The organism is Bacillus sp. RSS_NA_20 (genome assembly GCF_020165915.1).
GTDB classification, from domain to species: domain Bacteria; phylum Bacillota; class Bacilli; order Bacillales; family Bacillaceae; genus Bacillus; species Bacillus altitudinis.
Genome location: NZ_JAIUKW010000005.1, coordinates 2,584,649 through 2,599,678 on the forward strand (window position 1 = coordinate 2,584,649; position 15,030 = coordinate 2,599,678).

16 protein-coding genes are annotated in these 15,030 nt (G+C 41.8%); all 16 read left to right on the forward strand.

The genetic code is table 11. The annotated features are described in order from the left end of the window. Positions 1-17: 17 nt before the first annotated feature. Positions 18-578, forward strand: a complete 561-nt coding sequence (gene rnmV / locus LCD32_RS18900) for a ribonuclease M5 (RefSeq protein ID WP_041091579.1) — start codon at positions 18-20, stop codon at positions 576-578. Further along, positions 571-1,449: a 16S rRNA (adenine(1518)-N(6)/adenine(1519)-N(6))-dimethyltransferase RsmA gene (rsmA, locus tag LCD32_RS18905; protein WP_060780667.1), complete on the forward strand. Its 879-nt coding sequence runs from the start codon at positions 571-573 to the stop codon at positions 1,447-1,449. The genes rnmV and rsmA overlap by 8 nt, the downstream gene beginning before the upstream one ends. A gap of 287 nt (positions 1,450-1,736) precedes the next feature. After that, on the forward strand, positions 1,737-2,621 hold the full coding sequence (gene yabG / locus LCD32_RS18910; protein ID WP_007496216.1) for a sporulation peptidase YabG: 885 nt from the start codon (positions 1,737-1,739) through the stop codon (positions 2,619-2,621). Positions 2,622-2,834: 213 nt separating this feature from the next. After that, positions 2,835-3,092: a biofilm formation stimulator Veg gene (gene veg, locus LCD32_RS18915; protein WP_003217979.1), complete on the forward strand. Its 258-nt coding sequence runs from the start codon at positions 2,835-2,837 to the stop codon at positions 3,090-3,092. A 162-nt stretch (positions 3,093-3,254) separates the two neighbouring features. Further along, positions 3,255-3,440 (forward strand): small, acid-soluble spore protein, alpha/beta type, encoded by a 186-nt coding sequence (locus LCD32_RS18920; protein ID WP_017366434.1) that lies wholly within the window; start codon positions 3,255-3,257, stop codon positions 3,438-3,440. 147 nt (positions 3,441-3,587) lie between these two features. After that, entirely contained in the window at positions 3,588-4,457 is an 870-nt protein-coding gene (ispE, locus tag LCD32_RS18925) for a 4-(cytidine 5'-diphospho)-2-C-methyl-D-erythritol kinase (protein WP_017359321.1), read from the forward strand. Positions 4,458-4,512: 55 nt separating this feature from the next. Continuing rightward, positions 4,513-5,346 carry a pur operon repressor gene (gene purR / locus LCD32_RS18930; RefSeq protein ID WP_007496210.1) on the forward strand — a complete coding sequence of 278 codons (834 nt, stop codon included), beginning with the start codon at positions 4,513-4,515 and terminating at the stop codon, positions 5,344-5,346. Between the two features lie 38 nt (positions 5,347-5,384). Beyond that, positions 5,385-5,762, forward strand: coding sequence for a 2-iminobutanoate/2-iminopropanoate deaminase (gene ridA / locus LCD32_RS18935; RefSeq protein WP_008341860.1), 378 nt, complete (start codon positions 5,385-5,387; stop codon positions 5,760-5,762). 224 nt (positions 5,763-5,986) lie between these two features. Next, positions 5,987-6,283, forward strand: coding sequence for a septation regulator SpoVG (gene spoVG / locus LCD32_RS18940; RefSeq protein ID WP_008357439.1), 297 nt, complete (start codon positions 5,987-5,989; stop codon positions 6,281-6,283). A 198-nt stretch (positions 6,284-6,481) separates the two neighbouring features. Then, positions 6,482-7,852 carry a bifunctional UDP-N-acetylglucosamine diphosphorylase/glucosamine-1-phosphate N-acetyltransferase GlmU gene (glmU, locus tag LCD32_RS18945; RefSeq protein ID WP_060780668.1) on the forward strand — a complete coding sequence of 457 codons (1,371 nt, stop codon included), beginning with the start codon at positions 6,482-6,484 and terminating at the stop codon, positions 7,850-7,852. 22 nt (positions 7,853-7,874) lie between these two features. Continuing rightward, complete coding sequence (locus LCD32_RS18950) at positions 7,875-8,828, forward strand: ribose-phosphate diphosphokinase (RefSeq protein ID WP_003217907.1); 954 nt, start codon at positions 7,875-7,877, stop codon at positions 8,826-8,828. A 138-nt stretch (positions 8,829-8,966) separates the two neighbouring features. Continuing rightward, positions 8,967-9,593 (forward strand): 50S ribosomal protein L25/general stress protein Ctc, encoded by a 627-nt coding sequence (locus LCD32_RS18955; protein WP_008341853.1) that lies wholly within the window; start codon positions 8,967-8,969, stop codon positions 9,591-9,593. Positions 9,594-9,733: 140 nt separating this feature from the next. Beyond that, a complete protein-coding gene (gene pth, locus LCD32_RS18960; protein WP_007496201.1) occupies positions 9,734-10,300 on the forward strand; it encodes an aminoacyl-tRNA hydrolase in 567 nt (188 codons plus the stop codon). A 55-nt stretch (positions 10,301-10,355) separates the two neighbouring features. Next, a complete protein-coding gene (locus LCD32_RS18965) occupies positions 10,356-10,586 on the forward strand; it encodes an anti-sigma-F factor Fin family protein (RefSeq protein WP_003217967.1) in 231 nt (76 codons plus the stop codon). Positions 10,587-10,653: 67 nt separating this feature from the next. Then, positions 10,654-14,187, forward strand: a complete 3,534-nt coding sequence (gene mfd, locus LCD32_RS18970; RefSeq protein WP_019743557.1) for a transcription-repair coupling factor — start codon at positions 10,654-10,656, stop codon at positions 14,185-14,187. A gap of 139 nt (positions 14,188-14,326) precedes the next feature. Further along, a complete protein-coding gene (gene spoVT, locus LCD32_RS18975) occupies positions 14,327-14,863 on the forward strand; it encodes a stage V sporulation protein T (protein ID WP_007496196.1) in 537 nt (178 codons plus the stop codon). Positions 14,864-15,030: the final 167 nt, after the last annotated feature.

Below are 15,030 nucleotides of genomic sequence, written 5' to 3' on the forward strand. Positions count from 1 at the left end.
TGCAAGCGGAGGAATACATGAAAATCAAAGAAATCATTGTGGTGGAGGGTCGTGACGACACTGCTAGAGTAAAGATGGCAGTTGATGCAGATACGATTGAAACGAATGGATCTGCCATTGGCGATACAGTCATTCAACAAGTGCGTCTTGCTCAGGAGACGAGAGGGGTTATCATTTTAACTGATCCTGATTTCCCTGGGGAAAAGATCCGTAAAACCATCGCAGAGGCTGTCCCTGGCTGTAAGCACGCCTTTTTACCAAAACACCTTGCGAAAGCGAAGCGGGACAAAGGAATTGGTGTCGAGCATGCTTCCTTGGACAGTATTCGAGCATGCCTTGCACATGTCCATGAGGAAATGGAAGAATCAGAAAGCGAGATTACGTTAGACGATTTATTTGACGCAGGCCTTATCGGAGGCGAAGCATCAAAACGCCGCCGCGAACGATTAGGTGTGCTTTTAAATATAGGATATACAAATGCGAAGCAGCTGCAAAAGCGTCTTCACATGTTCCAAATAACGAAAGAGGATTTTATTGCGGCCTTAAAGACCGTCATGCAGGAGGAAGCCGATGAATAAAGATATTGCGACGCCTATCAGAACGAAGGAAATACTGAAGAAGTACGGTTTCTCTTTTAAAAAGAGCTTAGGGCAAAACTTTTTAATTGATACGAATATTTTAGATCGCATTGTCGATCATGCAGAGATAACGGATGAGACCGGTGTGATTGAAATTGGCCCTGGTATCGGTGCGTTGACTGAACAGCTCGCCAAACGGGCAAAGAAAGTCACGGCTTTTGAAATCGACCGGCGCCTATTGCCGATTTTAAACGATACGCTTTCTCCATATGATAATGTCACCATTATTCATCAAGACGTATTGAAGGCAGATGTAAGAAAGGTGATTGAAGAACAATTTGCTGACTGTAAAGAAGTAATGGTCGTAGCAAACCTTCCTTATTATGTGACGACACCAATTATTATGAAATTGCTTGAAGAAAACCTTCCATTGAAAGGAATCGTTGTCATGCTGCAAAAAGAAGTAGCAGATCGCATGGCTGCTGTTCCTTCATCAAAAGAATATAACTCTTTGTCGATTGCAGTGCAATTTTATACAAAAGCGAAGACGGTCATGGTTGTGCCGAAAACGGTTTTCGTCCCACAACCAAATGTGGATTCAGCGGTGATCAAACTAACTGTTCGTGAAACGCCTGCGGTCTCAGTAGACAATGATACGTTTTTCTTTCAACTGATTCGTGCGAGTTTTGGCCAGCGCCGGAAGACATTGATGAATAATTTGATGAACAATCTGCCAGATGGCAAGAAACATAAAGCCATCATTGAAGAAGCCCTTGTAACAGCTGAGGTTGATGGGAAACGCCGCGGTGAATCATTGTCAATCGATGAATTTGCCCGTTTGTCCAATGTTTTACACAAAGCCCTTTCATAAGGGCTTTTCAGCGTGTAGCCAAACCCTCGCATTCGTTGTCAGTCCTGCGCGCTGGTGCTCACGAATGTCAAATTCGCTCCGCGCCAGTACTCGTCCTTCCTAGACTGCAAAGGTTTTCTATCACGCTGAAAAGAAGACAAAGCCCTTTCATAAGGGCTTTTTTCTTTTGGTTTTCACCACTTCACCTGTTCAGGCATAGGCTAGAAAGAACAACACACCTGAAAGAAGAACAAGTGTAGCGTAAGACGATACCAACAGGATAAGAGCCTGATTGTGGAGTGAAAAGCATGCAATTTCAAATAGGAGATATGGTGACGAGGGCATCCTATCAGATGGATATTATGTTTCGTATCATTCGAATTGATGAGACAGACCAGCACGAAGCCACCGCCATTTTGCATGGGAATGAAGTGAGGCTGATCGCCGATGCGAAGATGTCAGATTTGGTCTTGATTCAAAAAGAGGAGCAACTGACAAGAGAGAAAGACGATGAACGGAAAATTAACGAATCGCTCGACTTACTCAGGCAAGATTATCAGCTGCTTCGTGAAAAACAAGAGTATTATACGTCTGGACAATATCAGCATCAGGAGCAGTATTTTCATATGCCCGGAAAGGTTCTGCATTTAGATGGAGATGCTTCATACTTAAAGAAATGCTTAGATGTATATGAAAGAATTGGTGTACCTGTGTATGGTGTGCATTGCCACGAGAAGAAAATGCCAAGCATGATTGATTCATTAATTGATCAATACCGGCCTGATATTTTGGTCATCACAGGACATGATGCGTATTCTAAACAAAAGGGCGGTGTACACGATATCGGTGCATATCGTCATTCTCGTCATTTCGTTGAAACGGTTCAAAAGGCAAGAAGGAAGGTTCCGCATTTAGATCAGCTCGTGATCTTTGCAGGTGCCTGCCAATCTCATTTTGAATCATTAATTCAAGCAGGTGCTAATTTTGCAAGCTCACCCTCACGTGTCAACATTCATGCACTTGACCCCGTCTATATTGTTGCCAAGATCAGCTTCACTCCATTTGTAGATCGAATCAACGTGTGGGATGTGCTCCGAAATACACTGACGAGAGAAAAAGGTCTCGGAGGGATTGAAACAAGGGGTGTTTTAAGGGTAGGTATGCCATATAAAAGAGACCATGAATCGACATAACCCGACTGATTTCAGTCTGGTTTTTTTTATGCTCAAAAAGAAATTTCATATGAATACATAATTCACCGGAATTTGAGAAAAATAGGGAGGAGAAAAGGTAGAAGTTTGTCAAAATTATTTTGTTGACAATGGCTCGTGTTGGTTGATATAATTTAATTTTTATTTGACAAAAATGGGCCGTTGTTGTATAATTATCTCAGTGAGGTGGATGCAATGGCGAAGACTTTGTCCGACATCAAAAGATCGCTTGATGGTAACTTAGGTAAACGTTTGACGTTAAAGGCTAACGGAGGCCGCCGAAAAACAATTGAGCGTTCGGGCATTTTAGCTGAAACGTACCCTTCTGTTTTTGTGATTCAATTAGATCAAGATGAGAATTCGTTTGAAAGAGTTTCTTACAGTTATGCAGATATACTGACTGAGACGGTCGAATTAACGTTCGATGATACCGCTAGCTCAGTCGCCTATTAATGGGCAGTGAACTTTTTGTTTACTGCTTTTTGTTTTGCCTTTTTTTCTGTATGGGAGGCTGTCCATTATTTGAAAGGGGTAAAAGGCAGGAATCGATGCAAAATAAGAAAGCCACAAAGGAGTGGCGATGATTCGAATTCTCGACCAAAGGGGCTGTTTCGTTTGGGTAGACGCCGAGGCATTATGTCAGATGAGTTCAAATACGAGCTGGCGAAGGATCTTGGATTTTATGATACCGTCAAAAATGGAGGCTGGGGAGAGATTCGTGCGCGTGACGCAGGAAATATGGTCAAACGTGCCATTGAATTAGCTCAACAGCACATGGCTCAAGAAGAGAATCAACGATAAAGAAATGATCAGGGATACCTCGGGTGTCTCTGGTCTTTTTTGCTTGAAAAAGTGAGTGTGCTGGGGGCAAAAGCCAATATTCATCAGATCCATCAAATGTGATACAATATTGATACTTATGTTTAGATGGAGAAGTAGGTGAAATGTTTGCGTATTTTAGAAAAAGCACCGGCAAAAATTAATCTCTCACTTGATGTTCATGGAAAAAGACCGGATGGATATCACGAAGTGGAGATGGTGATGACAACAATAGATCTTGCAGATCGACTAGAGCTGACGGAGCTGGACAAAGACGAAATCCGTGTATCATCTCATAATCGTTTTGTGCCAGATGATCAACGGAATTTGGCTTATCAGGCAGCTAAATTATTAAAAACAAGATTCGGTATTCAAAAAGGCGTATCGATTGTCATCACAAAAGCAATTCCCGTCGCAGCAGGTTTAGCTGGAGGCAGCAGTGATGCCGCAGCAGCGCTTCGCGGCTTAAACCGTTTGTGGAAGTTAAATCTCACGTTAGATGAACTAGCTGAGCTTGGAGCGGAGATCGGCTCAGATGTCTCTTTTTGTGTACACGGAGGGACAGCGCTAGCGACAGGACGTGGAGAGAAACTAAAGCATATTGCGACACCGCCGCATTGCTGGGTGATTTTAGCGAAGCCGGTGATTGGGGTATCTACAGCTGAGGTCTACAGACAATATGACGCAAGCAAAGTAGAACACCCAAATGTACAGCGTATGATTGAAGCAATTGAAGCGAAAGATTATAAAGAGATGTGCGGCTCACTCGGTAACGTGTTGGAATCTGTGACATTAAAGATGTATCCGGAAGTCGATATGATTAAGAGACAGATGAAGCGTTTCGGAGCAGATGCTGTATTAATGAGCGGCAGCGGGCCAACTGTATTTGGCTTGATTCAATATGAATCGAAGGTACAAAGAATATATAACGGACTGAGAGGATTTTGTGATCAGGTTTACGCTGTCCGCATGATCGGCGAACAAAATACCCTTGATTAAATCCGTATATTAAGTTATATTATTCATAAATTATTCGGGTTCTGGGGGTAAGTTCATGAAGTTTCGTCGAAGCGGCAGATTGGTGGACTTAACAAATTATTTGTTAACCCACCCGCACGTACTAGTACCTTTAACTTTTTTTGCAGAGCGATATCAATCTGCGAAGTCCTCTATTAGTGAAGACTTAACGATTATCAAACAGACCTTCGAACAGCAGGGAATAGGGACTTTACTTACTGTACCTGGCGCTGCTGGCGGAGTGAAATATATTCCAAAGATTCATCTAAAAGAAGCAGACGAAGTCGTCAACGATATCGGAGAGGCATTATCAACTCCTGAACGTGTGCTTCCTGGCGGTTATTTATATTTAACTGATGTTTTAGGCAATCCATCGATTCTTGCGAAAATCGGTAAGCTTTTTGCGACCATTTTTTCGGATCGACCGATTGATGTTGTCATGACTGTTGCGACGAAAGGTATTCCGATTGCCTATTCTGTTGCAGGTTATTTAAATGTGCCTGTTGTGATCGTTAGAAAAGATAATAAGGTAACTGAAGGATCAACTGTGAGTATTAATTATGCATCAGGTTCTTCTAACCGAATTCAAACCATGTCACTTGCAAAGCGGAGCTTAGATAAAGGATCCAATGTGTTGATTATTGATGACTTTATGAAAGCAGGCGGAACCATTAATGGCATGATGAATCTTCTAGAGGAATTTAATGCAAATGTTGCAGGGATCGGTGTTTTATTAGAAGATGAAGGCGTAGATGAACGTCTTGTCGATGAATATGTATCACTTTTAAAGCTTTCAACCATTGATATGAAGCAGAAAATCATTGAGATTAATGAAGGTAATTTCCACGAGTTTTTTCATTCGAAAGCTTAAGCTTTGATCAAACATGTATTTGAATGGGAGAGATTGATATGACAAAAGTTGTTCAAACCAAAAACGCGCCAGCAGCCATTGGACCTTACTCTCAAGGGATTATCGTCAATAACATGTTTTACAGCTCAGGGCAGATTCCATTAACGCCAGCTGGAGATTTTGTGAATGGAGATATTAAAGAACAAACACATCAAGTGTTTCATAATCTTAAAGCCGTCCTTGAAGCAGCGGGTGCTTCCTTTGAAACAGTCGTGAAAGCAACGGTTTTCATTAAAGATATGGAACAATTCGCTGAAGTGAATGAAGTGTACGGTGAATACTTCCATACACATAAGCCAGCTCGTTCATGTGTAGAAGTAGCCAGACTTCCAAAAGATGCACTTGTAGAAATTGAAGTTGTGGCATTAGTGAAATAAACAGGCCATCTCTTTGGAGGCCGTTTGGTTTCATTATATGTATGAAAAGGCATCGTCATGATGTCTTTTTTCACGCAACCGATGTAAGCGTCGTCATTAAAATGACAAAAAATGTATAAATATCCCGATATTTCAAAAAAAGTTTAAAAAAAGAGCAGGAGAATCACCACAATCGTTGAATACCTAATTAATGCTTTTATATTGGGAAAAGGTGGTGAACTACTGTGGAAGTTACTGACGTAAGATTACGCCGCGTGAATACCGATGGTCGCATGAGGGCGATTGCATCCATCACGCTGGACCACGAATTTGTTGTTCATGATATTCGTGTGATTGATGGAAACAATGGCTTGTTTGTTGCAATGCCTAGCAAACGTACGCCTGATGGAGAGTTTCGCGACATTGCACATCCAATTAATTCAAGCACTCGGGGTAAAATCCAAGATGCTGTTTTAAATGAGTATCATCGCTTAGGCGAAGAGGAAGAGACAATTGAATATGAAGAAGCTGGAGCTTCTTAAAGATATGTGAACCTAAAAAGACAGCTTTAAGAGAAAATGAATGTTTTCTTTTAAATGCTGTCTTTTTTGCGTTTTTCCTCATGATTCTTCTAGGTTTCAACCATTAGAAAATTAATGTACTTCCTCTTGTATCCTTGAAATCAGTCCTTATTTAGGATATATTTTTCTATGGATAATAGGGATATTGGAGGCCAATCAATGGATAAGCGGTTCGCAGTGATTTTAGCAGCGGGAAAAGGAACAAGAATGAAGTCAAAGTTATACAAAGTACTTCATCCAGTTTGCGGAAAGCCAATGGTCGAGCATGTGGCAGATCAAGCGTTAAAGCTATCTTTAGCCAAGCTTGTGACGATTGTCGGTCATGGAGCAGAGGACGTCAAGAAGCAGCTTGGGGAAAGAAGTGAATATGCACTTCAAGAAGAACAGCTGGGAACAGCACATGCCGTCAAACAAGCTAAATCGTTCCTCGCGCAGGAAAAGGGAACAACCATTGTCATTTGTGGAGATACACCATTATTGACAGCGGAAACAATGGAAGCCATGTTAAGTGAGCATCAAAAACAACAAGCAAAAGTGACGATTTTGACAGCACACGCGGATGATCCAACAGGTTATGGACGTATTCTTCGTGATGAAACAGGTGCTGTAGTAAAAATCGTCGAGCATAAAGATGCAAATGATGCTGAACGTCAAGTGAATGAAATTAACACTGGAACCTATTGCTTTTCAAATGAAGATCTCTTCCGTGTGATTGAGCAAGTGTCAAATGAAAATGCACAAGGTGAATACTATTTGCCAGATGTCATTGAAATTCTAAAGAATGAAGGACAGACGGTTGCAGCGTATCAAACACCGCATTTTGAAGAAACACTTGGAGTCAATGATCGTATCGCTCTATCACAAGCAGAGCAATTCATGAAGCGAAGTATTAATCATCAGCATATGAAGAATGGTGTAACCTTGATTGATCCTGAGAACACGTATATCTCGCCAGATGCAGTCATCGGTGAAGATACAATGATTTATCCTGGGACGGTCATCAAAGGGAATGTAAAGATTGGTGCAGATGCCACAATCGGTCCGAACACTGAAATTGTTGATAGCGTAATTGGAGATCGGACAGTCATTAAGCAATCTGTTGTCTGCGATAGTGAAGTTGGGGTAGATGTGACAATTGGACCGTTTGCTCATATTCGCCCATTGTCGAAAATTGGCGATGAAGTGAAGATCGGAAATTTTGTCGAAATCAAGAAAACAGTTTTCGGTGACCGAAGCAAAGCGTCTCATCTCAGCTATATTGGAGATGCAGAGGTCGGAACGGATGTAAACCTTGGTTGTGGATCTATTACAGTTAATTATGATGGGAAGAACAAATTCTTAACGAAGATTGAAGATGGCGCATTTATTGGCTGTAATTCAAATCTCGTTGCACCAGTCACTGTCGGAAAAGGGGCATATGTTGCAGCCGGTTCAACGGTTACAGAAGATGTACCGCAGGATGCATTGTCTATTGCTAGAGCAAGACAAGTCAATAAAGAAGATTATGTGAAAAATATTCATAAAAAATAATCCAAATACCCGGAGGTTTACCATGTCTAATCGTTATGCTGATGCGAATTTAAAGATATTCTCTTTGAATTCAAACCCTGAACTTGCCAAAGAAATTGCCGATCGTATCGGAGTTGATGTAGGAAAGAGCTCTGTTAAACGTTTTAGTGACGGTGAAGTCCAAATCAATATTGAAGAAAGTATCCGCGGCTGTGATTGTTATGTTATTCAATCTACTAGTGCGCCAGTCAATGAGCACATTATGGAGCTACTCATTATGGTAGATGCACTAAAACGCGCTTCTGCGAAAACGGTCAATATTGTCATCCCTTATTACGGATATGCACGTCAAGATCGTAAGGCGAAACCTCGTGAGCCAATCACGGCGAAGCTTTTTGCGAACTTACTTGAAACAGCAGGTGCTACACGTGTCATTGCACTTGACCTTCATGCGCCGCAAATCCAAGGTTTCTTTGATATTCCAATCGATAACTTAATGGCTGTGCCAATCTTAACAAACTATTTTGAACAGAAAAATTTGAATGATATCGTTGTTGTGTCTCCTGACCACGGTGGTGTTACGCGTGCGCGCAAAATGGCGGACCGCCTGAAAGCACCAATCGCAATTATCGACAAACGTCGTCCGAAGCCGAACGTGGCTGAAGTGATGAACATCATTGGGAACATTGAAGGCAAAACGGCGATTCTCATCGATGATATCATTGATACAGCTGGTACGATTACACTTGCTGCAAATGCACTTGTGGAAAATGGAGCGGCTGAAGTCTATGCTTGTTGTACTCACCCAGTATTGTCTGGACCAGCAGTAGAACGTATTACAAACTCTAAAATTAAAGAATTAGTTGTGACAAACAGTATTCATTTAACAGATGACAAGAAAGTTGGAAAATTCATTCCGCTTTCAGTTGGGCCTTTGCTTGCAGAAGCCATCATCCGTGTACATGAAGAAGAATCTGTGAGCTACCTTTTCAGCTAATTTTCTGATTGGAAAAGGCCCTAGGCATCAGCTTGGGGTCTTTTTGCTGTGATAAATGAAAGGCAAACATGTTTAAAATGATTCAGTTATGGGTATTTATGAAAGTAGTGACAAAAAAGAAATAGGATGGTGCTGAATATGGCAACTTTAAAAGCAAATAAAAGAACTGATTTCAAACGTTCCACACTGCAAAAAATCCGTCATTCAGGACACGTTCCTGGTGTCATATACGGAAAAAATACAGACAACCTTGCTGTTTCATTAGACAGTATTGATTTATTAAAGACATTACGTGATGAAGGAAAAAACACAATCATCACATTAGACGTTGGCGGTGAAACAAAATCTGTGATGGTAACAGAACTGCAAACAGATCCGTTGAAAAATGAGCTTGTCCACGCTGATTTCCAAGTGGTCGACTTACAGCGAGAAATTGACGCAGATGTACCTGTACAACTCATTGGCGAATCCAAAGGTGTAAAGGATGGCGGTGTGCTTCAGCAGCCACTATTTGAGCTATCCATTACAGCAAAACCAAAGGATATCCCGCAAAATATTGAAGCTGATATTACGAACTTAGAAGTAAATGACGTACTAACAGTTGGTGATCTGTCTGTTCAGTCTACGTATCAGATTAATAATGATCCAGAAGAAGTTGTTGCTTCGATCTTACCGCCTCAGCAATCAGAGGTTCCAGAGCCAGATAGTGAAGAGGAAACGCAAGAGCCTGAGGCCATTAAAGAAAAAGATGACAGCGAAGAATAACTGGTCAATTAGAGACGTAACCCTCCCGCGGTTACGTCTTTTGTGCTAGAATGAAAAGAATTCATACGTTTTGCATGAGGCAATCACATTGGCTCATTTTTTAGGCGTGTGCATGTGCGACAAAGGAGGTTATTGGTTTCATGATTGCGTTCGTTGGATTGGGTAATCCAGGAAAAGAATATGAAAAAACAAGACATAACGTCGGGTTTATGACAATAGATGAACTATCAAAAAAATGGGACATCCCATTAAATCAATCAAAATTCCATGGACAATATGGAACTGGGTTTGTTTCGGGGCAAAAGGTTCTACTTGTGAAGCCTCTTACATATATGAACTTATCAGGGGAATGTGTGCGTCCGCTGATGGATTACTATGATATTCCCCTTGAACATTTGAAGGTCATCTATGATGATCTTGATTTGCCAACGGGCCGGATTCGTTTGCGTACTAAAGGAAGTGCAGGCGGACATAACGGAATCAAATCGTTGATTCAGCATTTAGGTTCACCAGAATTTGACCGATTCCGTATCGGCATCGGCCGTCCACAAAACGGCATGAAGGTCGTCGATTACGTACTAGGACGCTTCTCGGAGGAAGAACAGCCTGATATCTCATCTGCTATTCAAGCATCTGTTGAAGCTTGTGAAGCGGCTTTAACAAAGCCATTTTTAGAAGTGATGAATGATTTTAACAAGAAGGTATAAGAATGATAAGCAAAGCACATACTGATCATAAAATCTCAGCATGGGAGGATCACGTATGGCTTTGCACTATTACTGCCGGCACTGTGGTGTAAAGGTTGGCAGTCTAGATGAATCCGCTGTCCAAAGTGAAGCACTTGGATTTCATCACTTAACAAATGAGGAAAGAAACGATATGATTTCTTATAGGGAAAATGGTGATTTACATGTACAAACCATTTGTGAGGATTGCCAAGAGGCGCTCGAAAGAAATCCTGATTACCATCAGTATCATACCTTTATTCAATAAAAAGCTTTGGTGTAGATAATAGACCAAAGCGTTTTTCTGTTTTAAACAAGCAGGGAGGAGGAGCCAAATGAAAAATATACAATCATTTATCAAACAAAGTGATGATTTTCAGTCCATTTTTAATGGGCTAAAGGAAGGTTTAAAAGAACAACTGCTCGCCGGACTATCAGGCTCCGTCAGATCTTTATTTACAGCCGCCATATCAGACGAATTAAAGCGGCCGATGTTTATTGTGACACACAACTTATATCAAGCGCAGAAGGTCACAGATGATCTAGCAAGTGTGATGCCAGATCGCTCGGTTCTTCTTTATCCTGTCAATGAACTCATTGCATCTGAAATTGCTGTGGCAAGCCCGGAGCTTAGAGCGCAGCGTCTTGATGTATTGAATCGTCTCGCGAATGGAGAAAATCCGATTGTCGTGACCCCAGCAGCTGCAGTGCGTAGAATGCTTCCTCCTGTTGAGCTCTGGAAGGAGAGTCAGATCCATTTAAAGGTTGGTGAAGAAATTGATTTGGAGGCGTTTTCAAAACAACTCGTGCAAATCGGTTATGACCGGACGTCCATGGTCGCTGCGCCCGGAGACTTTAGTGTGCGCGGAGGAATCATTGACATTTATGCATTAACGGAAGACCACCCGATCCGTATTGAGCTGTTTGATACAGAAGTGGATTCTATTCGGTCCTTCCACTCTGACACGCAGCGTTCATTGGAAACACTTCAAGAAATCAAGATTGGCCCGGCGAAAGAGCTGATTGTAAGAGGGCCTGAACGAGTGAGAGCGATTGAACAGCTTGACGAAGGTCTTGCCAGTAGCTTAAAGAAATTCAACTCGGATAAACAAAAAGAACTGCTCCATCAGAATATTTCTGCTGATCGTGAGAAGCTGCTAGAAGGTATTGTGACACAAGAAATGACGAAGTATCTGTCCTATTTCTATGAAAAGCCTGCTAGTTTGCTAGATTATACATCGCAGGATACGATTATCATTCTAGATGAAATCAGCAGAATTCAGGAGATGGAAGAACAGCTTGAACAGGAAGAAGCAGATTGGACAATTAGTCTGCTGGAAGAAGGGAATATCCTGCATGATCTAGCCCTTTCCTTCCCATTTCAAGAGCTGTTCAATCAGCAATCGAGATCGATTCTGTACTATTCCTTATTTTTGAGACATGTTCAGCAGACCAATCCGCAAAATATCGTTAATGTATCTAGTAAGCAAATGCAGAATTTCCACGGGCAGATGAATGTGCTTGCAAGTGAAATTGAACGCTACAAAAAGCAGAATTATACGGTAGTCTTTTTAGGTGCGGATGAAGAGCGGACAGAGAAGCTGTCATCTGTCTTGCATGATTATGACATTGAAGCAGCTCTTGCTAAACCTGATGCTGAGCTTGTCAGCGGGCAAGTATATATTTTACAAGGTGAGCTGCAAACCGGTTTTGAACTGCCTTTATCCAAAATTGCTGTCATTACAGAGGGTGAACTTTTCAAGAAACGTGTGAAGAAGCAGGCACGTAAGCAAAAGCTGACGAACGCAGAGCGAATCAAAAGCTATTCAGAGCTGCAAGTGGGCGATTATGTGGTGCACATTAACCACGGGATCGGTAAGTATTTAGGAATTGAAACGCTTGAAATTGGCGGCATTCATAAAGATTATTTAAATATTCATTATCAAGGAAGCGACAAGCTTTATGTCCCTGTTGAACAAATTGATCAGGTGCAGAAGTATGTAGGGTCAGAAGGGAAAGAACCAAAGCTATACAAACTAGGCGGTAGCGACTGGAAGCGCGTGAAGAAAAAAGTAGAATCATCTGTGCAGGACATTGCAGATGATCTAATTAAGCTGTACGCAGAACGTGAAGCAAGCAAAGGGTATGCCTTCTCGCCTGACCATGAGATGCAGCGCCAGTTTGAATCTGCATTCCCTTACCAAGAAACAGACGATCAAATTCGCTCGATTCATGAAATCAAGCAAGACATGGAGCGGGAGCGCCCGATGGATCGTCTGCTTTGTGGAGATGTGGGCTATGGAAAAACAGAGGTGGCGATTCGAGCGGCCTTCAAAGCCATTGCTGACGGGAAGCAGGTGGCACTGCTTGTACCAACAACGATCTTAGCGCAGCAGCATTTTGACACGATTATGGACAGATTCCAAGACTATCCTGTTAAAATCGCTCAGCTTAGCCGCTTCCGTACACGAAAAGAAACAACAGAAACCTTAAAAGGGCTGAAAAACGGAACGATTGATATGGTCATTGGGACGCATCGTCTTCTTTCAAAAGACATTGTGTACAAGGATTTAGGACTGTTAATTATCGATGAAGAGCAGCGCTTCGGTGTGACGCACAAAGAGAAAATTAAACAAATGAAAGCCAATATTGATGTGCTGACGTTAACGGCAACGCCAATTCCTCGTACGCTTCATATGTCGATGCTTGGCGTACGTGACTTATCTGTTATTGAAACGCCACCTGAGAACCGTTTCCCAGTTCAAACCTATGTTGTCGAGTACAATGGTGCGTTAGTTAGAGAAGCCATTGAGCGAGAACTGGCAAGAGGCGGTCAAGTGTACTTCCTTTATAACCGAGTGGAGGATATTGAACGAAAAGCAGATGAAATCTCGATGCTTGTTCCAGACGCAAAAGTAAGCTACGCACACGGGAAAATGAGTGAGAACGAGCTGGAATCCGTGATGATTAATTTCCTAGAAGGTGAATCGGATGTACTCGTCAGTACAACCATTATCGAAACGGGCGTAGACATACCAAATGTGAACACGCTCATTGTTCACGATGCTGATAAAATGGGGCTTTCGCAGCTGTACCAGTTAAGAGGACGAGTTGGGCGCTCGAATCGTGTGGCCTATGCTTATTTCACTTATCGAAAAGATAAAGTGCTTTCTGAAGTAGCTGAGAAAAGACTTCAAGCTATTAAAGAATTCACCGAGCTTGGGTCAGGCTTTAAAATTGCGATGCGTGACTTAACGATTCGAGGAGCAGGGAACTTACTTGGTGCACAGCAACATGGATTTATTGATTCTGTTGGATTCGACCTTTACTCTCAAATGCTGAAAGAAGCCATTGAAGAAAGAAGAGGCGATACGACTGCTCAAGAAAAATTTGAGCCGGAAATTGATCTCCAAATTGATGCCTACATTCCAGATAGCTATATTTCTGATGGCAAACAAAAGATCGAGATGTATAAACAGTTTAGAGCGATTGGATCAATAGAAGAGCGGAAAGAGCTTCAAGATGAAATGATTGACCGATTCGGAGAATATCCGCAAGAAGTGGCTGATTTGTTCACGATTGCGACGATGAAGGTGTACGCTGTGCAGGAACGTGTCGAGTTGATCAAGATGGAGAAAGGCATTGTCAGACTTACTCTCGATGAAAAAGCTAGCAGCGACATCGATGGTCAAAAATTATTTGAGCTTGGCAGTCAATATGGACGTGATATCGGTCTTGGCATGGAAGGCAGCAAGCTGATTATTTCTGTCCAAACAAAAGGCAAGAAAACGGAGGAGTGGCTTGAAGTCGTTCTTCGTATGCTTCGAGGTCTTCAAGATGTGAAAAAAGAAACCATTCCATCTTCATAAAATTTTGTTGGTCTCTCGTGTATATTACGTTTGATGTGACAGATACTAATCTCAGGGTCAAGTGGTGAATGTTGCATAAAGTGGACGCTTTTGTTCCATTCACCCAACACATCATCAAACGAAAGAGAGGCAGCAGTGAATGAAAGCAACTGGAATTGTACGCCGCATCGATGATCTAGGTAGAGTGGTTATACCGAAGGAGATTCGCAGAACATTGCGCATCCGGGAAGGAGATCCACTTGAGATTTTTGTCGACCGCGATGGAGAAGTCATTTTGAAGAAGTATTCACCGATTAGTGAGCTAGGAGACTTTGCGAAGGAATATGCTGATGCTTTATTCGACAGTTTGGGTCATTCTATCCTCATCTGTGATCGTGATACGTATATTGCTGTATCCGGCAGTTCAAAAAAAGAGTACTTAAACAAATCCATTAGTGATTTACTTGAACGAACTATGGATCAGCGTAATTCTGTATTAGAGGACAGCAAGAAAGAAATTCAGCTTGTGGATGGTATTGATGATGATGTATCAGCTTATACCATTGCACCTATTGTTGCAAACGGAGATCCAATTGGCGCCGTCGTCTTATTTTCTAAAGAGCGTTCAATGGGAGAAGTGGAGCATAAAGCGGCAGAAACGGCAGCTGGCTTCTTAGCCCGTCAAATGGAACATTAGGTCTAATAATTCTATATCATTTTGATAAAACGAAAGAATGCCGATGAAATCATCTGATTTTGTCGGCGTTTTTTATATGGGATGAAACAAAACAATGAATGTATCGTCTACTCCTTAGATAGAAACGGCTTGCCAGTCACGTATGATATAATGAGTGCGTTTAAATG

Coding starts and splice junctions, on each gene's coding strand:
- rnmV (WP_041091579.1), top strand. CDS start 18: ATGAAAATCAAAGAAATCATTGTGGTGGAGGGTCGTGACGACACTGCT.
- rsmA (WP_060780667.1), top strand. CDS start 571: ATGAATAAAGATATTGCGACGCCTATCAGAACGAAGGAAATACTGAAG.
- yabG (WP_007496216.1), top strand. CDS start 1,737: ATGCAATTTCAAATAGGAGATATGGTGACGAGGGCATCCTATCAGATG.
- veg (WP_003217979.1), top strand. CDS start 2,835: ATGGCGAAGACTTTGTCCGACATCAAAAGATCGCTTGATGGTAACTTA.
- purR (WP_007496210.1), top strand. CDS start 4,513: ATGAAGTTTCGTCGAAGCGGCAGATTGGTGGACTTAACAAATTATTTG.
- ridA (WP_008341860.1), top strand. CDS start 5,385: ATGACAAAAGTTGTTCAAACCAAAAACGCGCCAGCAGCCATTGGACCT.
- glmU (WP_060780668.1), top strand. CDS start 6,482: ATGGATAAGCGGTTCGCAGTGATTTTAGCAGCGGGAAAAGGAACAAGA.
- LCD32_RS18950 (WP_003217907.1), top strand. CDS start 7,875: ATGTCTAATCGTTATGCTGATGCGAATTTAAAGATATTCTCTTTGAAT.
- LCD32_RS18955 (WP_008341853.1), top strand. CDS start 8,967: ATGGCAACTTTAAAAGCAAATAAAAGAACTGATTTCAAACGTTCCACA.
- pth (WP_007496201.1), top strand. CDS start 9,734: ATGATTGCGTTCGTTGGATTGGGTAATCCAGGAAAAGAATATGAAAAA.
- LCD32_RS18965 (WP_003217967.1), top strand. CDS start 10,356: ATGGCTTTGCACTATTACTGCCGGCACTGTGGTGTAAAGGTTGGCAGT.
- mfd (WP_019743557.1), top strand. CDS start 10,654: ATGAAAAATATACAATCATTTATCAAACAAAGTGATGATTTTCAGTCC.
- spoVT (WP_007496196.1), top strand. CDS start 14,327: ATGAAAGCAACTGGAATTGTACGCCGCATCGATGATCTAGGTAGAGTG.